Origin of the sequence: Micromonospora sp. NPDC005413, from assembly GCF_040606435.1 — a bacterium.
Lineage (GTDB): Bacteria > Actinomycetota > Actinomycetes > Mycobacteriales > Micromonosporaceae > Micromonospora.
Genome location: NZ_JBEXEV010000009.1, coordinates 33,949 through 57,955 on the forward strand (window position 1 = coordinate 33,949; position 24,007 = coordinate 57,955).

At 69.9% G+C, this 24,007-nt stretch carries 20 protein-coding genes; 6 read left to right on the plus strand and 14 right to left on the minus strand.

All coding sequences use genetic code 11. The features are described 5' to 3' along the window. Positions 1-26: 26 nt before the first annotated feature. Both ABZS37_RS13095 and ABZS37_RS13100 read right to left on the minus strand, forming a co-directional pair. Entirely contained in the window at positions 27-1,031 is a 1,005-nt protein-coding gene (locus tag ABZS37_RS13095; RefSeq protein WP_355168499.1) for a D-alanine--D-alanine ligase, read from the minus strand. Positions 1,032-1,038: 7 nt separating this feature from the next. Then, the gene (locus tag ABZS37_RS13100; RefSeq protein WP_355168501.1) at positions 1,039-2,352 is read right to left on the minus strand and encodes a PLP-dependent aminotransferase family protein; all 1,314 of its coding nucleotides are present in this window, start codon (positions 2,350-2,352) and stop codon (positions 1,039-1,041) included. 292 nt (positions 2,353-2,644) lie between these two features. On the opposite strand from ABZS37_RS13100, the gene ABZS37_RS13105 reads away from it, so the two are divergent. After that, complete coding sequence (locus ABZS37_RS13105) at positions 2,645-3,310, plus strand: GNAT family N-acetyltransferase (protein ID WP_355168503.1); 666 nt, start codon at positions 2,645-2,647, stop codon at positions 3,308-3,310. A gap of 37 nt (positions 3,311-3,347) precedes the next feature. On the opposite strand, the gene ABZS37_RS13110 is transcribed toward ABZS37_RS13105, so the two are convergent. From ABZS37_RS13110 to murJ, 7 genes are all read right to left on the minus strand, one after another. Next, positions 3,348-4,514 carry an N-acetylmuramoyl-L-alanine amidase gene (locus ABZS37_RS13110; RefSeq protein WP_355168505.1) on the minus strand — a complete coding sequence of 389 codons (1,167 nt, stop codon included), beginning with the start codon at positions 4,512-4,514 and terminating at the stop codon, positions 3,348-3,350. 170 nt (positions 4,515-4,684) lie between these two features. Further along, a complete protein-coding gene (trxA, locus tag ABZS37_RS13115) occupies positions 4,685-5,008 on the minus strand; it encodes a thioredoxin (protein WP_007453873.1) in 324 nt (107 codons plus the stop codon). Positions 5,009-5,041: 33 nt separating this feature from the next. Further along, positions 5,042-5,992 carry a thioredoxin-disulfide reductase gene (trxB, locus tag ABZS37_RS13120; RefSeq protein WP_355168507.1) on the minus strand — a complete coding sequence of 317 codons (951 nt, stop codon included), beginning with the start codon at positions 5,990-5,992 and terminating at the stop codon, positions 5,042-5,044. A gap of 183 nt (positions 5,993-6,175) precedes the next feature. Further along, positions 6,176-7,186, minus strand: a complete 1,011-nt coding sequence (locus tag ABZS37_RS13125; protein ID WP_355168509.1) for a hypothetical protein — start codon at positions 7,184-7,186, stop codon at positions 6,176-6,178. Then, on the minus strand, positions 7,183-7,899 hold the full coding sequence (gene sigM / locus ABZS37_RS13130) for an RNA polymerase sigma factor SigM (RefSeq protein ID WP_355168741.1): 717 nt from the start codon (positions 7,897-7,899) through the stop codon (positions 7,183-7,185). The genes ABZS37_RS13125 and sigM overlap by 4 nt, the downstream gene beginning before the upstream one ends. A 43-nt stretch (positions 7,900-7,942) precedes the next feature. After that, positions 7,943-9,550 (minus strand): protein kinase family protein, encoded by a 1,608-nt coding sequence (locus tag ABZS37_RS13135; RefSeq protein ID WP_355168511.1) that lies wholly within the window; start codon positions 9,548-9,550, stop codon positions 7,943-7,945. A gap of 444 nt (positions 9,551-9,994) precedes the next feature. Beyond that, entirely contained in the window at positions 9,995-11,752 is a 1,758-nt protein-coding gene (gene murJ / locus ABZS37_RS13140; RefSeq protein ID WP_355168513.1) for a murein biosynthesis integral membrane protein MurJ, read from the minus strand. A 126-nt stretch (positions 11,753-11,878) separates the two neighbouring features. Between murJ and ABZS37_RS13145 the strand changes: the two genes are divergently transcribed. Both ABZS37_RS13145 and ABZS37_RS13150 read left to right on the plus strand, forming a co-directional pair. After that, complete coding sequence (locus ABZS37_RS13145) at positions 11,879-13,336, plus strand: CCA tRNA nucleotidyltransferase (RefSeq protein WP_355168515.1); 1,458 nt, start codon at positions 11,879-11,881, stop codon at positions 13,334-13,336. Positions 13,337-13,590: 254 nt separating this feature from the next. Beyond that, positions 13,591-15,606, plus strand: coding sequence for a S8 family serine peptidase (locus ABZS37_RS13150; protein ID WP_355168517.1), 2,016 nt, complete (start codon positions 13,591-13,593; stop codon positions 15,604-15,606). A 150-nt stretch (positions 15,607-15,756) separates the two neighbouring features. Here ABZS37_RS13150 and ABZS37_RS13155 read toward each other — a convergent pair whose 3' ends face one another. Then, positions 15,757-17,307: an SPFH domain-containing protein gene (locus ABZS37_RS13155; protein WP_355168519.1), complete on the minus strand. Its 1,551-nt coding sequence runs from the start codon at positions 17,305-17,307 to the stop codon at positions 15,757-15,759. 27 nt (positions 17,308-17,334) lie between these two features. After that, on the minus strand, positions 17,335-17,856 hold the full coding sequence (locus ABZS37_RS13160; RefSeq protein ID WP_355168521.1) for a hypothetical protein: 522 nt from the start codon (positions 17,854-17,856) through the stop codon (positions 17,335-17,337). Between the two features lie 79 nt (positions 17,857-17,935). Between ABZS37_RS13160 and ABZS37_RS13165 the strand changes: the two genes are divergently transcribed. Further along, on the plus strand, positions 17,936-18,421 hold the full coding sequence (locus ABZS37_RS13165; protein WP_355168523.1) for a methylated-DNA--[protein]-cysteine S-methyltransferase: 486 nt from the start codon (positions 17,936-17,938) through the stop codon (positions 18,419-18,421). Positions 18,422-18,527: 106 nt separating this feature from the next. On the opposite strand, the gene ABZS37_RS13170 is transcribed toward ABZS37_RS13165, so the two are convergent. Both ABZS37_RS13170 and ABZS37_RS13175 read right to left on the minus strand, forming a co-directional pair. Next, complete coding sequence (locus tag ABZS37_RS13170) at positions 18,528-19,607, minus strand: inositol-3-phosphate synthase (protein WP_354993007.1); 1,080 nt, start codon at positions 19,605-19,607, stop codon at positions 18,528-18,530. Between the two features lie 23 nt (positions 19,608-19,630). Then, positions 19,631-20,269 (minus strand): PadR family transcriptional regulator, encoded by a 639-nt coding sequence (locus ABZS37_RS13175; RefSeq protein WP_354993008.1) that lies wholly within the window; start codon positions 20,267-20,269, stop codon positions 19,631-19,633. A gap of 176 nt (positions 20,270-20,445) precedes the next feature. Here ABZS37_RS13175 and ABZS37_RS13180 point away from each other — a divergent pair, with 176 nt between their 5' ends. Further along, positions 20,446-20,895: a DUF5318 domain-containing protein gene (locus ABZS37_RS13180; RefSeq protein WP_355168525.1), complete on the plus strand. Its 450-nt coding sequence runs from the start codon at positions 20,446-20,448 to the stop codon at positions 20,893-20,895. A 139-nt stretch (positions 20,896-21,034) separates the two neighbouring features. Here the strand turns inward: ABZS37_RS13180 and ABZS37_RS13185 are convergent, their stop codons facing one another. Next, positions 21,035-21,535 (minus strand): hypothetical protein, encoded by a 501-nt coding sequence (locus ABZS37_RS13185; RefSeq protein ID WP_355168527.1) that lies wholly within the window; start codon positions 21,533-21,535, stop codon positions 21,035-21,037. Between the two features lie 190 nt (positions 21,536-21,725). Here ABZS37_RS13185 and ABZS37_RS13190 point away from each other — a divergent pair, with 190 nt between their 5' ends. Beyond that, on the plus strand, positions 21,726-23,993 hold the full coding sequence (locus tag ABZS37_RS13190) for a transglycosylase domain-containing protein (protein ID WP_355168529.1): 2,268 nt from the start codon (positions 21,726-21,728) through the stop codon (positions 23,991-23,993). Positions 23,994-24,007 lie beyond the last annotated feature (14 nt).

The window sequence follows — 24,007 nt, forward strand, 5'->3', positions numbered from 1 at the left end:
TCATAGCTGACGCGTCGGCGAGTGGATCAGGAAGTGGCGAGGCGGGCCGCTGCCCGGGTGACCAGGGAGCCCAGGAGCCGGCCGAAATCCAGCCCCGCAGCCTGTACGGCGAGCGGCAGCAGTGACGTCTCGGTCATGCCCGGCGAGACGTTGACCTCCAGCACGTGCGGCTGGCCGGCAGCGTCCACGATCACGTCGACGCGGGAGAGATCCCGCAGACCGAGCGCGGTGTGCGCGGCGAGGGCCACGTCAGCGACCGTCGCGGCCACCTCCGGGTCCAGCCGGGCCGGGGCGTGCCAGGTGGTCCGCCCGGCGGTGTAGCGGGCGGCGTAGTCGTACACCCCGTTGCGGGGCACGATCTCCACCGGCGGCAGCGCCTGCGGTCCGTCACCGAGGTCGACCACGGAGACCGCCACGTCCATGCCGGGCACGTACCGTTCCACCAGCGCGGTGGAGTCGTACGCGAAGCAGCCGACCATTGCGGCGGGCAGCGCCGCCGCGTCCCGGACCACCGCGCCACCCAACCCTGAACCGCCCTGCGCGGGCTTGACCATCAGGGGGAGGCCCAACCGGTCGGCGATCCGGTCCAGTACGGCGACCGCGCCAAGCTCGGAGAAGCGATCGTGCGGGAGGGCCACCCAGTCCGGGGTGGGGATGCCCGCCTCGCGGAGCACCGCCTTGGCCGAGGGCTTGTCCCAGGCGACTCGGGAGGCGCGGGCGTCGCAGCCGACGTACGGGATGTCGCACAGGTCCAGAACCCCGCGCAGCGAGCCGTCCTCGCCGGTGGCGCCGTGCAGTGCGATCACCACAGCGTCCGGCGGGTCGGCGGCCAGCGCCGGCAGCAGCGCCACGTCGGCGTCCCGCAGCTCGGCTTCCACGCCGACGGCGCGCAGCGCGTCGAGCACCCGGCGACCGGAGCGCAGTGACACGTCCCGTTCGTAGGAGAGCCCACCCGCGAGCACGACAACGCGCAGGTCGGCCGAGATGGCGGAATCGGTCACGAGGAGGCGCTCGGCGGCAGTCGTACCCATGCCGGCATCATGCCAAGTCAGGCCCTGGCACATCGGAGCCGGCCTGGCCGCGTCGGCCGGTGGTGCCGCCCACGGCACCGAAGACCCGGCGCATCGCGATCTCCTGCTCCATCACGCCGGACAGCCGGCGGATGCCCTCGCGGATTCGCTCCGGCGGCGGGAAGCTGAAGTTGAGCCGCATGGTGCCGGTGCCGGTGCCATCGGCGTAGAAGCCGGTGCCGGGCACGTAGGCGACCCGGGCGGCGACCGCTCGCGGCATCATGGCCTTCGAGTCGAGCCCTTCGGGCAGGGTGGCCCAGACGAACAGACCGCCGGCCGGCCTGGTCCAACTGGTGCCCTCGGGCATCAGGTCGGCCATCGCGTCGAGTAGGGCGTCCCGGCGTTCCCGGTAGACCTCGCGGTAGACCTTCAGCTGCTGCCGCCAGGGCATGGTGCTGAGGTAGGTGGCCACCGCGGCCTGGGCGTAACCGCTGGGGCAGAGGATCTGCGCCTCGCTGGCGATGACCAGCTTGTCGCGGACGGCATGCGGCGCCAGGATCCAGCCGACCCGCAGCCCGGGCGCGAAGGTCTTCGAGAAGGTGCTGAGGTAGAAGACCCCATCCCGGCGGCGGGCCCGCAAGGGCGCTGGCGCTTCACCCTCGAACCCCAGCTGACCGTACGGGTCGTCCTCGACGACGAGCAGGCCGGCGCGCTCGCAGATGTCGAGCACCCGTTCCCGGCGCTCCTCGCTGAGCGTCACGCCGGTGGGGTTCTGGTAGGTGGGGATGGTGTAGAGGAACTTCACCCGCCGGCCCGCGCGGGCCAGGTCGGCGATGGCCGTCTCCAGTGCTTCCGGAATGAGCCCGTCCGCATCCATCGGTACGTGCACAACCTGCGCCTGGGCGGCCTGGAACACTCCGAGCGCACCGACGTAGGTCGGACCCTCGGCGAGCACCACGTCCCCCGGGTCGAGGAAGAGTCGGGCCACCAGGTCCAGTGCCTGCTGCCCGCCCACGGTGACCACGACGTCCTCCGGGGAGGCGCCACACGCGGCGTCGATCCCGGAGAGCGACATCACCTCGCAGATCCGCTCGCGCAGCTCGAGGGTGCCCTGACCGATGCCGTACTGGAGGGTGGTCACGCCGTGCTCGGACCCGAGCCGGCCGAGCATCTCACCGACCGCGTCCAGCGGCAGTGCGGCGATGTACGGTGCGCCGCCGGCGAGCGAGACGACCTCCGGGCGGCTTGCCACCGCGAACAATGCTCGGATCTCGGAGGCGGTCATCCCGCGTACCCGCCGGGCGTACCGGTCGGTGTAGTCGTCGAGCGTCGTACCGGTCATGACCTCACCTCGATTGCTGCTCGGTGGCTCTCGCCCCGGGTACCCCACACACCCGTGACCATGGCGGCGGGGACACCGGTTGTCGATCCTAGTCCGCCGGAGCCACGCTGCCGCGTGCCGAGACGGATCGACCACATGGCGGACCGGCCCCGCATCACCCGGTCTGGTGAGGCATCTGCGCGTCCCCTCCCGTACCGTCGATCGGCGGCGTACGATCGCTCGTCGGGGGCAGGAAGGCGGCGCTGTCGTTCCATGCCGGCATACCACCGAGCCTATTGTGGGGATGCGCCATATGTCGCGACGTCTGGTCAGCCTGACCCTCGACACGTTGGAAGACCTTCCTCGCCCGTGCCGGCAGTGCGTCTACTGGGAGCTCGATCCGGTCTCCGCGGACCGGGCCTGCGCCGCCGGCGATCCGGGCCTGGAGAAGGAGGCCTGGGTCTCCCAGACGCTGCTGGAGTGGGGCTCCTGCGGCAAGCTCGCGTACGTCGACGGCATGCCGGCGGGCTTCGTGATGTACGCCCCGCCCGCCTACGTGCCCCGCTCGATGGCGTTCCCGACCTCGCCGGTCTCCGCCGACGCGGTACTGCTGATGACCGCCAACGTGGTCGCCGCGTTCGCTGGCGGCGGGTTGGGCCGGATGCTGGTGCAGGGCGTCGCGCGGGACCTGACCAAGCGGGGGATCAAGGCCATCGAGGCGTTCGGCGACGCCAAGTTCGGCGACGCGGACGACCCCGCGGGTGGCTGTGTGGCACCGGTCGATTTCTTCCTCTCAGTCGGGTTCAAAACCGTACGTCCGCATCCGCGGTTTCCCCGGCTGCGCCTTGAGCTGCGTACGGCGCTGAGTTGGAAGTCCGACGTCGAGTACGCGCTGGAGAAGCTGCTCGGCTCGATGAGCCCGGAGACCCTGCTCCGACCGGTCCGTCCGGCCCCGGCAACCAGCTCCACCAACGGCTGACCGCTGAATCGGCGGGGAGCGTCCGTTTCGCGGCGGATCAGTCGACCACCGTGCCGGCGGTCACCACCGCCCGCAGTTCGCTGACGTCCAGCGAGCCGGTTGGCACGTCCCGTTCGATCGGGTAGTACATCCGTTGGACCGCGGCGACGATCGCCTCCACCACCCGGTCCCGGAACCGGGGGTCGACCAGTTGGGCGCGGTCCGTCGGCGAGGTGAGGTAGCCGACCTCGACCCGGACGGCAGGCATCCGCGTCAGTCGCAGCAGGTCCCAGGTCTTGGCGTGGGTACGGCAGTCCCGCAGCCCGGTCCGGGCGACGATCTCCCGCTGCACCAGCCCGGCCAGGCGCTCACCGGTCGCCGAGGTCACCCCGTTGTCAGTGCCGTAGTGGTAGGTCGCCACGCCCTCCGCGTCCGGGTTGGCGTGGCCGTCCAGGTGCAGTGAGATGAACACGTCGGCGCCCAGCGAGTTGGCCAGCAGAGCGCGGTCGGTGTCCGGCAGGCAACTGTCGGGTGAGGGGCCCCGGGTGAGCTGCACCCGCACCCCGGACGCGGCGAGTCGCCCCTCCAACCGGCTGGCCAGGTCGTGCATCAGGTCCGCCTCCGTCCAGCGCAGCGGCCCGTCCGGTACGACCATGCCCGGGTCGGTGCCTCCGTGGCCGGGGTCGATGACGACTGTCTTGCCGACCAGCGCCGGCCCGGACTGCCGGATCGCGTCGGATTCGCGTAGCCACTGCGGGCGGCCACCGACCACCTTGCGGCCGATCCGGCGCAGTGCGTTCATGGTGTGCGGGCCGCAGGAGCCGTCGGGGGTGAGCCCGACCTCGCGCTGGAACTGGGCCACCGCCCGGGACGTCAGGATGCCGTAGATGGCGTCCGCCCGGCTCACGTCGTACCCCATCTCCAGCAGTCGCTCCTGCAGCGACCGGACATCCTCGCCGGTGAGCGGCTCGGGGACCGCGTGGTAGAGGGTGCGGGCGCCGAGCCGCCAGCGGGCGGCGTCCAGGGCCCGCCAGGTCTCCGCTCCGACCCGCCCGTCCACGCTGAGCCCTCGGGACTGCTGGAAGGCGCGGACCGCCCGCTCGGTGTCGATGTCGAACTCGTCGGCGTGCGGTCCGGCGACGGGGGCGAGCAGGTCGAGGCCGGTCAGGACGTTACGGATTTCCGCGACCGCGGGTCCCCGGTCACCGGGTCGGATCGGACGCACGCACGACCCCCTCTGCACGAAGCTGGCTGGCCGGGCGGCCCAGGCTTGAGGTTATGCGTTCCGGGCCGGCGAGGTGGCTCGGGCCAGGAAAAACGTCGACTGTGCGGCCGGAAGACACCAAACCCCGCACCCGGCGAGCGGGTACGGGGTTTGGTGGACGTTCCTGCTGGTCAGAGAGCCGATTCGATGAGCCGGACCAGCTCGCCCTTCGGCTTGGCACCGGCGATCGACTGCACCGGCTGGCCGTTCTTGAAGACGGTGAGCGTCGGCACCGACATCACCCGGTAGGCCCGGGCGGTTTCCGGGTTCTCGTCGATGTTGAGCTTGACGATGGTGACCTGGTCACCCATCTCGCCCGCGATCTCCTCGAGCAGCGGCGACACCTTGCGGCACGGCCCGCACCACTCGGCCCAGAAGTCCACCAGAACCGGCTTGTCGGCCTGCAGCACGTCAGCGACGAAACTCGCGTCCGTGACCGCCTTGGTATTTCCCACTATGCCCCTCCTCCGGGATGTGTTCAGTTTTGTTCAGCTGAGCGTCGCGATGAACCGTTCGGCGTCGAGCGCGGCGGCACAGCCGGTGCCGGCCGCGGTGATCGCCTGCCGGTAGGTGTGGTCGACCAGGTCACCGGCGGCGAAGACGCCGGGCACGCTCGTCCGGGTGCTGGGCGCCTCGACCTTCACGTACCCCTCGTCGTCCAGCTGGACCTGGTCGCGGAAGAGCTCACTGCGAGGGTCGTGGCCGATGGCCACGAAAACGCCGGTCACGTCCAGCACCTTGGTGTCGCCGGTGTGCACGTTGCGGACCCGTACGCCGGTGACCTTGCCATCGGCACCGAGGATCTCCTCGACGGCGCTGTTCCACTCGACCTTGATCTTCTCGTTGCCCAGCGCCCGGTCGGCCATGATCTTGCTGGCCCGGAACGAGTCGCGCCGGTGGATGATGGTGACCGAGTCGGCGAAGCGGGTGAGGAAGCTGGCCTCCTCCATCGCCGAGTCGCCGCCGCCGACGACCACGATGTGCTGGTTGCGGAAGAAGAACCCGTCACAGGTGGCGCACGAGGAGACGCCGTGGCCGAGGTACTCCTGCTCGCCGGGCACGCCCAGCGGACGCCAGGCCGAACCGGTGGAGAGGATGATGGATCGGGCCCGGTAGGCGGTCTCGCCGACCCAGACGGTGCTCACCGCGCCGGAGCCGACATCGCCGGTGTCCACCAGCTCGACCCGGGTCACGTCGTCGGTGAGGAACTCGGCGCCGAACCGCTCGGCCTGCTTGCGCATGTTGTCCATCAGCTCTGGGCCGAGGATGCCGTCAGCGAAGCCGGGGAAGTTTTCCACCTCGGTCGTGGTCATCAGTGCGCCACCGGACTGCACGCCCTCAATGATCAGCGGCTTCAGGTTGGCGCGGGCGGCGTAGACCGCCGCCGTGTAGCCGGCCGGCCCGGAGCCGATGATGATCAGGTTGCGGACCTCGTCCACTGCCGTCTCCCGAGTTGTGTGTGTTCGGCGTCGGCGCGAGCACCGATGCTGATCCGAGTTGCCGACGCCTGGGTGAGGCCGGCAGCTGACTTCCAGAACGCCATCGTACGAACCGGGGATTCCCGAGCCGGGCATCCGGTGGGTCAGGTCACGTGGACGGTCATCATGCCGTTGACCGTGGATTCACCCTACCCGCGCTGAATACCGGCTGTCCGAGCCGGACCCGGGCACTCCGCACTCCGGGCCGCTCACCCAGGCCCAGCGGGCTCCGGTCGCGTCGCTGAAGCGGATGACCAGCGCCTGCTCGCCCTGGAACTGCGCGTAGTCGATCACCTCGACCACCAGCGGGGCGGATCCGTGCTCCGCCGCCACGTCGGCCAGGCAGGTCGTCAGGGCGGCCTCGTCGGTCAGCCGGGCCAGCTGGTTCAGCCCGTCCGGCGAAGGACGTCTTTCCCCCCCGGCATCGACCCCCGGCTGCGTGCCGGGCGTGTTGCCGGTGACCCGCTTGGGAGTTGGTCCGCTCTGCTCGTTGCCGAGGGTCTGCGGGGTGTAGTTCGTACCGCTGCGCAGCGCCGGCCCGGTGGTGCGGACCGCCCCGGCCGCCGCCGCGCCCTCGGGCGCGCTGGCCGGCCGGTCCAGGGCGCTGGTGCTGCCAGCATCGTCCGATGCGCTCATCGACAGCTGGTTGAGGCCCAGCGCGACCGCGACGACGGCGACCGCGACGGCCGCCACCGGTGCGCCGCGGCGGGCCCATCCGCGTTGGCGGCGACCTGGGCCGACGGGCGCCCGGCGCCCCGACCCGGCCGATGTGGGGACGGCCGGCCGGCGACCGGCCCCGCCCTGCGCCGGCACGACCAGCGGCGTCGCGACGTCGCCGTCCCGGTCGACCCCGGGCTCGGCGGCGGTGTCCTCGTCGGCAGGGGTGCCGTTCGGCGTCGAACCCGCGGCGGCCAACGCGGCGGAGAGGCGGTCGGCGATCGCCTGCGGCATTTCCGGCGACGGCTCGGCCCAGCGGGCCAGGTCCGCACGGACCTCCGGCAGCGCGGGAGCCAGCAGCGCGTACGCCTCGGCCCAGGCCGGGTCCGTGGACACCAACCGGGCGACCTCATCCTGCTGCGGGGTGCCGTCCAACGCCCCGCCGAGGTAGTCAGCGAGCAGGTCGTCGTCGACCTCCCGGAACCCCTCGGTCGTCACGTGTCCTCCTGGTTGGCGTCCCGCCGGTACCGGCCCGACCCCGATCCGACGCCCTCCGCCGGGCCCGGGTTCCCCGGCGTGACGCCCGGCACGTCCCCGATCGGGTCGGCCGCGACCGGTCGGGCCGAAGGCGTTGCGGCGATCGCTGGGCGAAGATGCCCGAGCATCACCGCCAGCCGGGCCCGGCCCCGGGCGCACCGGCTCTTCACCGTCCCCTCGGCGACACCGAGGATGCGGGCGACCTCGGCGACCGGGTAGCCCTGTACGTCCACCAGCACCAGCGCGGCGCGTTGCTCGAGGGGCAGCGCGGCGAGCGCGTCGCGGACCACCAGCGCGGTGTCGTGGTCCGGTGCCGGGGCGGCCGGCTCCACCCCGGCAATGCCCGAGCCGTCCCCAGCACGGGTGCCATCAGGCAGCGGCACGGTCGGGTGCGCCTGCCGGCGACGCATCCGGTCCAGGCAGGCGTTCACCACGATGCGGTGCAGCCAGGTGGTGACGGCGGAGTCACCTCGGAACCGGGCCGCCGCCCGGTGCGCGGAGAGCAACGCGTCCTGGAGTGCGTCGGCGGCCTCCTCGCGGTCACCGATCGTGCGCAGGGCGACCGCCCAGAGCCGGTCGCGGTGCCGGTGGAACAGCTCAGCGAAGGCATGCCGGTCGCCATCGACGTGGGCACGCAGCAGCTCCAGATCCGTAGCCGCGACGCGCCCGTCCATCACCACGTCCTGCGGATGCGGTGCCACGGTGGAGGTGCCAGGATCACGACCCCTGGACCGTGATCTCCTGCACCCCCAGCTTGAAGCCACCCTCGGCCGGAGGCAGTTCGGTGATCCAGAACAGCAGGTACTGGTATTTCTTGTCCGCGTCGAAGCCGTTGAACGTCATCGTGGTGCCATCGTGGTCCTCGAAGGGCTGCCCGACGGGGTCCTTGTAGTTCAAGACCAACTGCTTGTCGCCGCTGGAGCTTGACGGCGGGTTGTCCGTGCCGGCGAAGAGCTGGGCGGACGCGCCGGTGGCCGAGAGCACCGCCTGCACCGACCTGACGCTGTGCGGCTCGCCGAGGTCGAGCCAGACGCCCATGCCCTTCTTCAGGTTGCCGAAGTTGGGCCGGTCCCGGTACGTCTCCGTCTCCCAGCCCTTGTCCTCGTCACCGTCGATGATTTTGTCGGCACCGCCGACCTCGCTGCGGTTCCTGCTGTCCGGGTCGATGATCCGGACGCCCTTCACGGTCAGCTTGCGCGCAGTGGCGGCGGCCGGCGTGGCATCGCCGGCCGGGGCGGTGGCGGTAGGAGCGGGGCCCTGGTTGGCCTGCGGGTCCTTGTCGCGGTCGCCCAGCGCGCTGATCCCGATCAGCAGACCGACCAGGGCGACCGCCAGCAGGCCGGCGATGCCCACGGCGACCTTGCGACCGCCGGCTGCGGCCAGCGGCGACGGCTCTTCCTCGGTGTCGGCGGCGAACCGCAGCGGCCCGCTGTTCTCGAGGTAGTGCTCCTCCTCGGCCGGCACGTCCAACCGAGCCAACTCCGCGGCGAGCACATCGGAGGACGGCGGCGCGATCTCGGCGTCGAGCAGATCCATGGTCAGGTCGTCCAGGTACGCGGGCACACCCGCCCGGACCTGGCGGGGCGCCGCGATGGCACCCCCGGCGTCGCGAACGGCGTCCGGGATGGCGGCGCGGCCGTGACCGGCGGTGGCACCGCGCAACGGTGCCTCGGCGTGTGGCCAGTAACCGGTCAGGGCAAAGTAGAGGACACCGCCGACGGCCCGGATGTCGTTCTCCTGGCTGTCGGCGCCATCGGTACGGGCGTCGGCCAGGACCACGCGGCCCTCGTCACTGATCATGACGGTGCCAGGGTGGACGTTGCCGTGCACCATGCCGGTGGCGTGTACGGCGGCGAGCGCGCTCGCGACGGCGTTGCCGATCGCGGTGGCCCGGGCCGGATCCAGTGGGCCATCGGCCGCCAGGTCGCGCAGGGACTGCCCGTCGACCCACTCGCGCACGACGTACGCCCGGTCGGCCTCGTCGATCGCGTCGTAGACGCCGACGAGGTTGGGGTGGATGACCCGGCTGGCCGCGACGGCGGCCTGAAGCATTTCGGTGGCGGAGTCGCCACCCGGGTAGCGCAGCACCACTGCGACGGGACGGCGCAGGATGACGTCGACCCCACGCCAGACCAGCCGACCCGCGCTGTCGTTGTTGATGTGCTCAACCAGCTCGTACCGCTCGGCGAGGATTTCACCGGCCGTGGGAGCACCGAAGGTCATGACCGGAGGAGCGCTTTCGTCCGCCTCCTGACCCTCGCCGACCTGGGTCACCCGTCCTCCCTCGGTGATCGTGTCGATCGATGGACCCGCACTGCTGGGCATGTGGCTTCCCGCTCTGCCGTTGAAGGAACCGGCCGACCGGTGTCGACGCGCAGCGTCGCCCCTGCCGTACCCGTCGAGAGCGACCTTACCCGGGTTGCCCGTCTCCCCGACATGTCATCTTCCCGCCGTACCCGGCGGGGTCCCGGCAGTCGAAGAACTCGTCCGGTTACGACCGTTGTCAGCCACGTTGCTGGCACATGTACTAGCTAATCTACGGCTTCACCGCAAGTGACCGACGCCGGGGCCGGGCTGTCGCGGCGCTCCCGCCACCTGGCATGTTCCCGCCGATCGGCCTGCCACCCTCAGCCGTACGGTTGGTTATCCACAGGCTGATGCGGTGGTTGACCGGCGAATCGCGGAGTTATCCACAGGTGCGTCCCCAGCCTGGTGATCGGCGGTCACGGTCCGTGCGTGCGTCAACTTTTTGTGATCGGATGCTGGCGGTCAGCGACCGAGGCGGCGGCGGACCATGCCGACCACCTCGGTGATCTCGCCGATCCGCAGCAGCATGGCCAGACCCAGGTAGGTCCCGCCGATCACCGCGCCGCCAATCACGAGCTGCACCAGGGCCTGCACCCAGCTCGGCGTGTCGCCGCCGGGCAACAGGCTCACCACGAGCAGGCCGACCAGCGCGGCTCCCAACGCTGCCACCGCCACCCGGCCGAGGGTGCGCAGGATCGCACCCATTCCGATCCGACCAACCCGGGGCCGCAGCAGCCAGGCGGAGGCGAACGCCGCCGCAAGGTAGGACACGGCGTTGCCGATCATCATCCCGGCTGCGGCGAAGTGGGCGGCGAAGGCGACGTAGAGCACCACCTGCACGCCGATCCGCAGCGCCACCACCGGAATGTTGATCAGCGCCGGGGTCCGGGTGTCCGGGAGGGCGTAGAAAGCGAAGGTGAAGAGCTGACTGATCGCGAACGGCACCAGCGCCAGCGCCGCCAGTAGCAGCACCAGTGAGGTGTCCGCCGCATTCTCGTCGGTGAACGCGCCGTAGCGGAACAGCGTCACGGCCAGTGGGGTGGCCAGCACCGCGTAGCAGACCGCGATCGGGGCGAGCACCGCGGAAACGGTCCGTGTGCCGCGGGACAGGTCAGCGGCGACGTCGGCGTACCGGCCGTCAGCGGCGGCCGCGCTCATCCTGGGCATCAGCGCGGTGATGATCGAGACGGCGATGATGCCGTGCGCCATCATCAACAGCAGGAACACGTTGTTGTAGATCAGTGGGCCGGCGGCATTCTCCTTGCCCGCCCGGTTCAGCAGGTTGAACAGAACGATCAGGCCGACCTGGCTCACCGCGACGTAACAGAACATCCAGCCGCCAAGGCGACCCAACTCGCGGAGGCCGAGGCTGCGGAAGTCGAACCGGAACCGCCAGCGGAAGCCGACCTTGCGCAACGCAGGCAGCAGCCCGGCGGCCTGGATCGCGACGCCGAGCAGGGTGCCTCCGCCGATCAGCAGGATCCGGCCGGTGGTCATCTGCCCGGGTCGGATGATCTCCGCGCCGAAGATCGCGATGTACAGACCCGCCGTGGCGATCACCACGATGTTGTTCAGGATCGGTGCCCACATCGGCGCGGCGAAGTGCCCTCGCGTGTTGAGCACCGCGCTGATCAGCGCGCTGAGACCGGTGAAGAAGATCATCGGCAACATCAGGTACGACAGTGTCTTGACCAGGTCCCGGAAGTCGTCCCCGGTGTTGTCGCCGGCGTAGAGCTTGGTCAGCAGGCCTGCCGAGAGCACCGCGAGCAGGGCCGCCGCCGCCAAGGTCAGCACCGCGAGGGTGAGCAACCGCTGGGCGTACGCCTGGCCGCCGTCGGCGTCGGCCCTGCGCCGGCGGACCAGCACCGGGATCAGCACACTGGTGAGAATGCCGCCGAGCAGGAACTCGTAGACCATTCCGGGCAGGATCTGCGCGGTGGTGTAGGCGTCACCGACCAGCGCGCCGCCGAGCGCGGCGGTCAGCGCCAACGTGCGCAGGAAGCCCGTACCACGGCTGACGAGGCTGCCGATGGCCATCACCGCGCTGTTGGTCGCCGCGCTCGCCTCGGCCACCTGCTCCTGCGGCGGCGCGGTCGACTCCATGGCCGGCTGGTTCAGCGGTTCGGCGGAGATGAAGGTGGCGCCGTCTCCCGGGCGCCCGTCGGCGCCGGGCCCGCCGTCCGGCGTGGCGTTGGCGCTGCGGTAGAGCCCGCCGCTCATCTCCAGCCTCCCAGGGGTACGTCGAGCCGGGCACCGACCCGCACGCCACAGACCTTAGTCAACCGCTATCCGTTACCCGCGCCCGGCGGATCGGATCACCCCTCGGCCCGATAGGCTGGCGATCCCATGTCCGAAGCTTCCGCTCCCCACGCCGCCGACCGCCGCGAACTCACGGCCGCGCAGCGCAACGCCGTCGCCGAACTGCTCCGGGTTTCCCCGGTCGCCGACGAGTTGGGCCGCCGGTTCGTCCGCGCCGGTCACGAGTTGCACCTGGTGGGCGGTTCGGTGCGGGATGCGCTGCTCGGTCGACTCGGGGACGACCTCGACTTCTGCACCGACGCGCACCCCGACGAGACGCTGCGGATCATCAAGGGTTGGGCAGAGTCGATCTGGGAGACCGGCCGGGAGTTCGGCACCATCGGCGCCCAGCGCGACGGTCTCCGACTGGAGATCACCACCTTCCGCGCGGAGTCGTACGACCAGGTCAGCCGCAACCCGGTGGTCGTGTACGGCACCAGCCTCGACGAGGACCTGAAGCGGCGCGACTTCACGATCAACGCGATGGCGGTCAGCCTGCCGGAGCACCGGTTCACCGACCCGCACGGCGGGCTGGACGACATCTCGGCCAAGGTGATCCGTACCCCCAGCACCCCGCGTGAGTCGTTCGGCGACGACCCGTTGCGGATGCTGCGGGCGGCCCGGTTCGCCGCGCAGTTGCGCTTCGCGGTGCACCCGGACGTGCGCACGGCGATGGGCGAGATGGCCGCCGACCTGGACCGGATCACCGCTGAGCGGATCCGAGACGAGTTCACCAAGCTGCTCTGCGGCACCGACCCGATCACCGGGCTGCGGCTGCTGGTCGACACCGGGCTGGCCGAGCGGTTCCTGCCGGAGCTGACCGGGCTGAAGCTGGAGATCGACGAGCACGCCCAGCACAAGGACGTCTACGAGCACACGCTGACGGTCGTCGAGAATGCGATCTCCTTCGAGGATGAGGGCTGCGACTTCATCCTGCGGATGGCCGCCCTCATGCACGACGTGGGTAAGCCGGCGACCAAGGCCGCCGCCCCCGACGGTCGGGTCAGCTTCCACCACCACGAGGTGGTCGGTGCCCGGCTGACCAAGGCCCGAATGAAGGCGATGCGGTACCCCAAGGAGGTCACCGCGAAGGTGACCGGGCTGGTCGCGCTGCACCTGCGCTTCTATGGGTACGGGCGGGGCGAGTGGACCGACTCGGCGGTGCGCCGCTACGTCGCCGACGCCGGTGACCTGCTGCCCCGGCTGCACAAGCTGACCCGCTCGGACTGCACGACCCGCAACCGGCGCAAGGCCGCCCAGCTCGCGGCCGACTACGACGCGCTGGAGGATCGGATCGCCCGGATCGCGGTCGAGGAGGACCTGGCCCGGGTCCGGCCCGACCTGGACGGCAACGCGATCATGGAGCTGCTCGGCGTACCGCCGGGGCCGGTGGTCGGACAGGCCTGGAAGCATCTCAAGGAGCAGCGCCTCGAGCACGGTCCGATGGACCGCGACGCCGCTGAGGCGGAGTTGCTGCGTTGGGCCCGCGAACAGGGTCTTCTGTAATCCGTTAAGGACTCCGGGGACGGCGGGCCGGGTGAATTCCGGACGCTGTCCACCGAACGGATGAAGCGTCGGCATTTGCGCTCATGGACGATGAGGCAACATCGCCAGCACCCGCCAGGCCCCGTCAGACGGCGGCCTTCATTCGATATTCCATCGTGGACGGGTGCTGATCTGCCTTACTACGGGGAGTTCATGTGACATTCAGCCGTGGTGTGACATACCGAACGGCCGCGGCGGGCCTGGCGCTCGCCTCAGTGACCACTTTGACGTCCATCCTCACTGCCGTCCCGGCGCTGGCTGGGCCGGGTGAGGCGCAGCTACCCTCCGCCCCGCGCACCCCGGCCGCCACGGTGAAGGACCAGGCGGACGCGGTGGTGCCGGGTCGCTACATCGTCAAGTTGAAGGACAGCAAGGCAACCCCCACGGAGACCCGCTCGGCGGCGACCGCACTGTCGCGAAACAACGGTGGGGAGGTTCGGCAGGTCTTCACCCGCTCGTTGCGGGGTTACTCCGCCCAGATGAGCGCGACGCAGGCCAAGCGGTTGGCGGCACACGAGGACGTGGCGTCGGTCCAGCCGGTGCGGCGCTACCGGGCGAGCGGTACGCAGACCAACCCGCCGTCGTGGGGTCTGGACCGGATCGACCAGGTCACGCAGGCACTGAACAAGTCGTACACCTACCCCTCCGCGTCGGCGAGTGGCGTCACGGCGTACGTGATCGACACGGGCATCAAGATCAACCACCAGGACTTCGGTACCCGGGCCTCGTACGGCTACGACTTCGTCGACAACGACACGGTGGCCGACGACTGCGAGGGGCACGGCACGCACGTCGCCGGCACCCTCGGTGGCAGCACCTACGGCGTCGCCAAAGATGTCAAGCTGGTGGCGGTGCGGGTTCTCGACTGCTCGGGTGGGGGTGACACCGAGGGGATCCTGGCCGGGATCGACTGGGTGACGGCCAACGCCGTCAAGCCGGCCGTTGCCAACATGAGCCTCGGTACCAACTACGGCCGTGACCTGGTCATCGAGCAGGCGGTGGCCACGTCCATCGCCTCCGGGATCACCTACGCGGTCGCCGCCGGCAACAGCTACGACGACGCCTGCAACTACTCGCCGAGCGCGGTGCCGGCGGCGATCACGGTGGGCGCGACCGATCGGGTCGACATGCGCGCGACCTTCTCGAACTGGGGTCCGTGCCTGGACACGTTCGCCCCTGGCGTGGGCATCACCTCGGCGGGTATCAGCAGTCCTACCGCCTCCCGCATCGGTGACGGGACCTCCATGGCGTCGCCACACGTGGCCGGCGCTGCGGCGCTGCGGCTGGCCGCCAACCCGACCTCGACCCCGGCGCAGGTACGAGACTTCATCGTGACCAGCGGTATCTCGGGGGCTGTGCTCGGAACGACGGATTCCGTGGACCGGCTGCTCTACGTGGGACCAGCGGTGACGACCCGCACCGCCGTGGGTCTGCGGGCCCGGATCAACGGCAGCCTGGTGTCGGCGGATTCTGCGGGCACCAAGCAGCTGATTGCCCGCGGCGCCACCCTCGGGCCAATGGAGAAGTTCGACATCGTCCCCGCCGGCACTGGTCTGGTCGCCCTGAGGGCGACCACCAACGGCAAGTTCGTCAGCGCGGATGGCGCCGGCGCCAAGCCGCTGGTCGCCGGCGCCTCGAGCATCAGTTCCTGGGAGAAGTTCCAGCTGATCAACAACACCGACGGCAGTGTCAGCCTCAAGGCGCAGATCAACGGTAAGTACGTGGTCGCGGATGGCGCGGGCAGCAAGGCGCTGATCGCCCGCAGCACGACGATCAGTTCCTGGGAGAGGTTCGACCTGGAGTCGCCGAACCCGGTGATCAGCCTCAAGGCGACGGCGAACGGCAAGTTCGTCACCGCGGAGAGTGCGGGCACCAAGCCGCTGATCGCCCGCGCCGCAACGCCGGGCGCATGGGAGAAGTACGAGCTGGTCGACCTCGGAAACCAGTTCTACGCGCTGCGGGCGCTGGTCAACAACAGGTACGTGACCGCTCCGAACGCCGGGGCCAACCCGCTGCTCGCCGCTGGTACGGCGATCACCGACTCGGCTGTCTTCTATGTCATCGACCACAACTCCGACGGCACGGTCCAGTTCGGTGCGTACGTCAACGACAAGGCCGTGACCGCCGACCGCGCCGGTAGCAGTCCGCTCATCGCGAACCGGTACATCGACTGGGCCAGCCCCATCTACGGGCTCGGGTTCTGGGAGAAGTTCACCATCGGGCTCGCCTGACCAACATCCCTCTCGACCGACGCCGGTCGGTCCGCTGACCACAGCGGGCCGACCGGCGTTTGGCTGGCCTCAGCTGCGGCGGTGGCCTGCCTGGCGCCGCCGAACCGTACGGCTCGGCGGCGCCACTGCTTGGGAGTCGGCAGAGTCCGGTCAGCGGGTGCTCGGGACGACCGCGTTACCCGCCGCCGGCGTTCCGCCCCGGTTCGCCGAATCGGCGGCACGAGCGGTGCTGTCGTCGGCACCGCCGGCGCTCAGCCGGGCGAGCAGCCCGGCCAGATCGATCCCGGTCAGGTCGCTGCCGAGCTGGAGCCCCTGAGCCACGTTGCCGGCCACGGCCTTCGTCAGCGACGACGCGCCATCGGTGGAGATGACGGTCATCTTGTCGATTGCCCCGATCGGCGCGCTGGCCGCCGCCACAACCTGCGGCAGCATCTTGACCAGCAGGTCCAGCACAGCCGCCTCCCCGTACGCGGCGAACGCCTCGGCCTTGCGCGCCATCGCGTCCGCCTCGGCCTCGCCCTTGGCCAGGATGGCCGCCGCCTCGGCCTGACCTTCCCGCTCCACCGCCTCGGCGATCGCGGAGCGCCGACGCTGCTCGGCCTCACCTTCCTTGGCACCCTCGATGGCGTTCGCCTCGGCGAGCGCGGCACGGCGGGCCCGCTCGCCCTCACCGGTGAGCCGCGCCTGCTCGGCGGAGGCCTGCGCGGCGGCGATGACCGACTGCCGCTGCGCGTCCGCGTGCAGCACCGCCGCGGCGCGGGACGCCTCGGCCTCCTGCTCCACCTTGTACCGGGCCGCGTCGGCGGGCTTGCGCACCTCGGTGTCCAGTTGGCGCTGCTTGAGTTCGGCGTTGCGCTCGGCGACCTTCTGCTGCTCGGAGAGGATCGCCTGGTCCCGCTCCGCCTGGGCGAGCGGCCCGGCTGCCGCCGACTTCGCCTTGGCCGCGTCGATTTCCGCCTGGATGCCGGCCTGCTTGAGGGACAGGTTCCGGTTGGCCTCGGCGATGGCCTCCTCGGCGAGCAGCCGCTCCTGCTCGGCCTGCTGCCGGGCCCGTGCCTCGGCGATCGCCGCGTCCTTGAGCACCCGGGCGGCCTCGGGCCGGCCCAGGTCCTGCAGGTAGGACCCCTCGGCAAGGATGTCCTGGAGCTGGAACGTGTCCAGCACCAGACCCTGGTTGGTCATCGAGTGTTCGGCCTCCTCGGCCACCGCGCTGGCGAACGCCGCCCGGTCCCGGATGACCTCCTCGACGGTGAGCCGGCCGACGATCGAGCGCAGCGCACCGGCGAGCACCTCGCGGGTGAAGTTGTCGATCTCATCCTGTTGGTTCAGGAACCGCTGGGCGGCGGCCCGGATCGCGTCCTCGGTGCCGCCGACCTTGACGATCGCCACGCCGTGCAGGTCGGCGCGGATGCCCTGCTTGCTCACCGCACCCCGGATGCCGACGTCGATCCGCCGGCTGGACAGGTCGAGCGACTGGAGCTTCTGCACCACCGGCAGCACGAAGACCGAGGCGCCCAGCACGACCTTCTGCCCGGAGTTGTCGGTCGACCGGCCGCCGTCGGCGGTCTGGGTGGTGCGGCCCTTGCGGCCGGTGACAATGAACGCCTCGTTCGGGCCGGCCACCTTGATCCGGGAAAGCACGAAGAACACCAGGATGAGCACGAGGAGGATCGCGCCACCGATGGCGATTAATAGGGCCATAAAGAAGTCCTGTCTACGAAGAGGAAGTCAGTAGGTCTCGACCTGCACGCTGGTCTCGCTGAGCGCCTGCACGACGAAGATCTGGGCGCCGATCGGGATCGGCCGGTCCGCGCGGGCGCTGAGCTTGACCGGTTGGCCGGCGAGGCGTACCCGGACCTCGCCGTAGCCGTCGGCCGGCACCGGGGTGACGACCAGGCCGAGCGCGCCGACCAGGTCGTCGCGGGTGGGGGTGGGGTCGGTGCGCATGTTCCGCGCCGCCCGGCTCAGCCGAGACGCCATCCAGCCGGTGGGTACGGCGGCGAGCACGCCGCCGGCCGCCGCACCGACGATCATGCCTGGTGTACGTGCACCGAGCAGTTCGTTGACGATGGCCGCGCCGAACCCGAACGCCCCTGCGAAGCCGGCGACCGTCTCGGTCGAGATCGGCCCGTCCACGTCCGCGTGCCCGAAGTGCAGCAGCTCGCTGCCGAGCAGCGCGAGCGCCAGTACCCCGACACCAGCCCCGCCGATGATCAGAAAGATGAGCGTCCCCGTTGCCACGACCTGCACGATATCGGCGCCGTGCAACGTCGATCGGTTCCTACGGCGGGGGTACGCCAGGGTCGCCCGGGTCGGGGAGAATGGGCCGATGCGCTGGACCGTGCTCGACTCACCGATCGGCGAGTTCTCCGTCGCCACCGATGCCACGAGCGTCTGCGGTGCCCACTTCGGCCGGGTCGAGGCGGCCACCGAGGCACCCGACCACACGCTGTCCCGGCAGGCCGTCGCCGAGCTGCGGGCGTACTTCGCCGGCGAGTTGACCGCGTTCACCATCTCGGTGTCGATGCCGCGCGGTTCGGAGTTCGAGCGGGCCGTGTGGCGGGAGATGACCCGCATTCCCTACGGCGAGACGCTGACGTACGGCGAAGTGGCCCGTCGGGTCGGCGATGCCGGCGCGGCCCGCGCGGTGGGCGTGGCCTGCAACCGCAATCCCGTCCCGGTGATCGTGCCGTGTCACCGGATCGTCGGCGCAGGCGGCAAGCTGGTCGGTTTCGGTGGAGGCCTACCCCGCAAGGTCAAGCTGCTGGAGTTGGAGGCCGGGGTCGCCCTGCGGCACGCCTGGAGCGAGCGTTGACGAGGTGGCGCTGCGGCTGTCGCCGTACCTGAAGATGTCGAGCTGAACGCGGCGAGGGCCGGGTCCATACGGACCCGGCCCTCGGTCGTGCCTGTCAATCAGCGGGTCAGCGCTCGACCTCACCGGCGATGAACTCCTCGACGGCCTGGTGGGCGTCGTGGTCGGCGTACTGCACCGGCGGGGACTTCATGAAGTACGACGAGGCCGACAGGATCGGGCCGCCGATCTTCCGGTCCAGCGCGATCTTCGCGGCCCGGACCGCGTCGATGATGACGCCGGCCGAGTTCGGAGAATCCCACACCTCGAGCTTGAGCTCGGCCATGAGCGGGGTGTCACCGAACGAGCGGCCCTCCAGGCGGATGTACGCCCACTTGCGGTCGTCCAGCCACGGCACGTGGTCCGACGGGCCGATGTGCACGTCGCTCTTGCTCATCTCGTGCGGGATCTGCGAGGTGACCGACTGGGTCTTCGAGATCTTCTTCGAGACCAGCCGCTTACGCTCCAGCATGTTCATGAAGTCCATGTTGCCGCCGAAGTTGAGCTGGTACGTGCGCAGCAGCTCGACACCGCGGTCCTCGAAGAGCTTCGCCAGAGCACGGTGCACGATGGTGGCACCGACCTGGCTCTTGATGTCGTCACCGACGATCGGCAGGCCAGCGTCGGTGAACTTCTGGGCCCACTCCGGGTCCGAGGCGATGAAGACCGGCAGGGCGTTGACGAACGCGCAGCGCGCGTCGATCGCGGCCTGGGCGTAGAACTTGGCGGCCTGCTCGGAGCCGACCGGCAGGTAGCAGACGACGACGTCGACCTGCGCGTCGCGCAGCGCCTGCGCCACGTCGACGGGGGCGGCGTCGGACTCCTCGACGATCTCGCGGTAGTACTGGCCCAGACCATCGAAGGTCGGACCGCGCTGCACGGACACGCCGGTCGGCGGTACGTCGCAGAGCTTGATGGTGTTGTTCTCGCTGGCGACGATCGCCTCCGAGAGGTCCATGCCCACCTTCTTGGCGTCCACGTCGAACGCCGCGACGAACTCCACGGCGGAGACGTGGTAGTCGCCGAAGGCGACGTGCATGAGACCCGGGACGCGGTCGTTCGGGTTGGCGTTCCGGTAGTACTCGACGCCCTGAACCAGGGACGAGGCGCAGTTACCCACACCGACGATGGCGACGCGGACGGAGCCCATAGCGTCTGCCTCCTTCTTTTCTGTCACGGCCGCTCATTCCTGGTCTCTCCAGGCGGAGGCGGGCTGTTGTCTTCTCGTCGGCCACCGGCCGTCCCGATGTTCGGGACCGTCGGGGCTCGGCCGGAGCGCTCGTTGGCGATGAGCTCCTCCAGCCAGCGGACCTCGCGCTCACAGGCGTCAAGGCCGTGGCGCTGCAGTTCCAGTGTGTAAGCGTCGAGGCGCTCGGCCGCCCGGCCCAGCACATCGCGAAGCCCTTCGCGACGCTCCTCGATCTTGCGGCGGCGACCCTCCAGAATGCGAAGGCGGGTCGCCTGGTCGGTCCGGGCGAAGAACGCGAAGTGCACCCCGAAGCCCGTGTCGTCGTACGTCTCGGGCCCGGCCTGTGCAATCAGCTGGGCGAAGCGTTCCTTGCCTTCCGCGGTGATTTTGTAGACCACCCGACCTCGTCGGCTGGTCAGCGCGGGAACCTCCTCGGCGGTGGCGGGTGTTTCGGCGGCTTCGGTGATCCATCCCCCCGCCTGCAACCTGCGCAGGGTGGGGTAGAGCGAGCCGTAGCTGATCGCCGCCCGGATCGCGCCGAGTTTGGCGGTCAGCTCCTTGCGCAGCTCATAGCCGTGCATCGGAGACTCCTGCAGGAGGCCGAGGATGGCGAACTCAAGCACTGCTGCCATCCTCTCTTTACCCCCGGCGTGGAGTGGTAACCGCCGCGATGTATCGGACCGATACATCGCACGTTAGCGGGTCGCGCGAGTCAGGGCAAACCCCCGTTCCGGGATGCTGTCGTCACGGATCGTGAGCGTGGTCGCCTGGTCGGGCCGGACCGCGTACCCTTCTCCGCATGCGTACGCAGCGCCAGGTCGTCGACTACTCGCTTCAGAAGCGAGCAGTGCTGCGTGAGCTCCTGGCCGGGCGGGTCGGCACGTACGACGTCTGTGACGCGTCGCCGTACCTGAAGAACGCCGCCCGGTTCCACGGTGAGCCGACCGACCGGCGCTGCCCGATTTGCCGGAGCGAGAACCTGACCCTCGTCCATTACATTTACGGCGACGAACTCAAGCAGTCCGCCGGGCAGGCCCGCACACTGACCGAGTTACCCGTGCTGGCGATGACGCTGCGTGAGTTCCAGGTCTTCGTGGTGGAGGTGTGCCTCGGCTGTGACTGGAACCACCTCGTCGAGCAGTACCTGCTCGGCCGGGACGGGCTGGTCGGTGACGGTGACGGCACCGGAACGCAGGACGCGGCGGGCGCCGAAGGCGTCGGTCGGCGGAGGCGAGAGGCGCAACGGTGATCGCAGCTGGTTGGACCGGCCCCGGGGCCGTAGTCGAAACCCGGGACGGTCTGCCGCTCGTTCGTCCGATTGGCCCCATTAATACGGCAATAACCCCGGTGGAACGGCACCCCCGTGCCGGTGTCCAGGGTGAAGCAACTCACGGCAACCCGGTGGCGGCGCAGTCGCGCCCCACCGCGACCGGCAGGGTGTGAGGAATGAACTCGTACGGCGATCCCAGTTCTGCGCGCGGACGGTCCCAGTACCCGGGCCCGGACGGCGACCCTGGACCTGGCGCGGACGACGCGTACCGCCGACCCGGCGGTGACTCCCGCGAGAGCGGCTGGTCGGCCTCGGAAGGCGGCACGGCAACCCCGGGTCGCGCCTCGGTGACCCCACGGCCCGCCGGTGGGCGGGCCACGGTCGGCGGCTCGGCCTCCGTGCCGCCGCGTGGCGCTGCGGCCGCCGGGTCAGCCTCGGTGGGTTCGGCAGCCCCGGGCCGAGCCGGGCGGGCGTCGGTGCCGGTGTCGCCGGCACCGGGCGTGGCCGCCGGTCGCGCCGGTGCGGGCCGGGCCTCGGTGCCCGTGTCCCCGGCGCCGGGCGCACCGGCAGGTCGGGCCGTGGTCGGTGCCGCCGCCGTCGGTGCAGCCTCTGTCGGCACCGCCTCGGCCGGACGGGCCAGTGTCGGCTCCGCCTCGGTGGGTGGCCGTGCCGCGGTCGCCCGGGCGAGCGTCTCACCAGTCTCCGGTCGCCCTGGTGGGCCAGGTGGCCCGGGCGGGCCGAACGGTCCAGGTCGGGGCGGTCGTGGTGCGGGTGACGCGGGCGCCGCGCGGGCAAAGAAGCGCAAGCGGATGAACCTGCTGATCGCCGGGTTCGCGGTTTTCATCATGCTGGCCGGCGTCGGTGTGGTCGGGTTCACCTACTACTCGACCAACGTGGTGCTTCCCGACGAGATCACCCCGCCGCAGGCGACCACCCTGTACGCCTTTGACAACAAGACGATCATCGCCAAGGTGGGCGATCAGAACCGCACCCTGGTCACCATCGACCAGATTCCCGAGTGGGTGCAGAACGCGGTGGCCGCCGCCGAGGACCGGAACTTTTACCGGCACTCCGGTGTGGATTACAAGGGCATTGCTCGGGCTGGCTGGAACAACCTCTCCGGTGGTGACAAGCAGGGTGCCTCCACGATCACCCAGCAGTACGCGCGCAACGCCTACGACAATCTGAAGGACGACACCTACGCCCGGAAGGTGAAGGAGGCGATCCTTGCCTCCAAGCTCAACGACGAGTACACGAAGCCGCAGATCATGCAGCACTACCTCAACGTGATCTACTTCGGTCGAGGCGCCTATGGCATCGAAGCGGCGGCGCAGACCTACTTCGGCAAGCCGGTGAGCAAGCTTGATCCGGCCGAGGGTGCGGTGCTCGCGGCCCTGATCAAGCAGCCGGAGCCCAGCTCCACCCACCAGGGGTACGACCCGGCGATCAACCTGACTGCCGCCCAGGATCGCTGGAACTACGTGATCGAGGGCATGGTGAAGGAAGGCTGGCTGGGTGCGGCCGGCAAGCCGGAGCGGCCTGCCGCGTATCCGAAGACCATCAAGGCCCCGAAGAAGGGCGGCATCGGCGTCGACTTCGGCGTCGATACGCCGTACGGCAATGTGATCAACTACGTCCGGGAAGAGATGCGGGACAAAGGCATCTGCGTCGACAAGGAGACGCAGGTGACGGACGCGAAGCCGCTGTGCTCCCAGGCGCTGATGGCCGGCGGCTACCGGATCCGCACCACCATGGACACCAAGATGCAGGCAGCGGCGGTCGAGACGGCCCAGCGCAAGTCCAAGGGCTCCGAGTTGGCCGGCCAGCGAAGCAACATCATGGCCGCGGTGGTGTCGATCGACCCCACCAACGGTCGGGTCGTCGCGTACTACGGCGGTGACAACGGCACCGGCACCGACTATGCCGGCAAGAACACCGACTCCACCGGGGCGATCAGCGGCGGTCACTCGCCCGGTTCAAGCTTCAAGATCTACACCCTGGCGGCCGCGCTCAAGGAGAAGAAGTCGCTCGAGTCCCGGTGGAAGGGCAAGGCATTCACCCCGGAGGGCACCAAGTTCAAGGTCAGCAATGCCGGCACCGACAACCCCTCCTGTGGCAACTCCTGCACCCTCAGGGTGTCGACGCTCAAGTCCCTGAACGTGCCGTTCTACTACGTCACCGAGGAGATCGGCGCGGACAAGGTCGTGGACATGGCCAAGCAGGCCGGCGTCACCACGATGTGGCGCACGGACACCAACCCGGCGAAGGCCTACGACCTGACCAAGACCGACCCGAAGGACATCACGCCGGAGCCGTTCTTCAACGTGGTCGGCTACGGCCAGTATCCGATCACGGTGCTGGACCACGCCAACGGCGTTGCCACCTTCGCCAACGGGGGCGTCTACAACAAGGCGCACTTCCTGTACTCGGTGGAGAAGCAGAACCCGAACACCGGTAAGTGGGACAAGGTCTACAGCGAGAAGCTCGACTCGAAGCGGAAGATCGACAAGAGCATCGTGGACGATGTGACGTCGGTGCTGAAGGACTATCCCGCTGCGGTCAATCACCGGCTCGATGACGGCCGCAAGGCGGCCTCCAAGACCGGCACCTGGGAACTCAAGGACGACAGCGAGGACAACGGCGACGCCTGGATGATTGGTTACACGCCACAGTTGGCCACTGCGGTGTGGGTGGGCAACGTGAAGGACCGGAAGCCACTCATTCTCAAGGACGGCCGTAAGGTCAGCGGCGGCAATCTCCCTGGTGACATCTGGGAGCGTTTCATGGACGAGGCGCTGAAGGGCAAACCGAAGGTCGACTTCCCGCCAGCGGCGAACGTCGGCGACCCGGAGTCCGGAAACGGTGAAGCACCGCCACCGCCGCCACCGCCGCCGACCATCCCGGGTCTGCCCGGCGGTGCGCCCTGTGACCCGCTGACCGACCCGTTCTGCCCGCGTAACGGCGGCAACAACGGTGGTAACAACGGCGGCAACAACGGTGGTAACAATCCCGGCGGGCCCGGTGCAGGTGGCGGCGGCGGCGGACTGCTGCCAGGCTTACCGCCTGACCGGGACTGACCCGTACCTCTGCA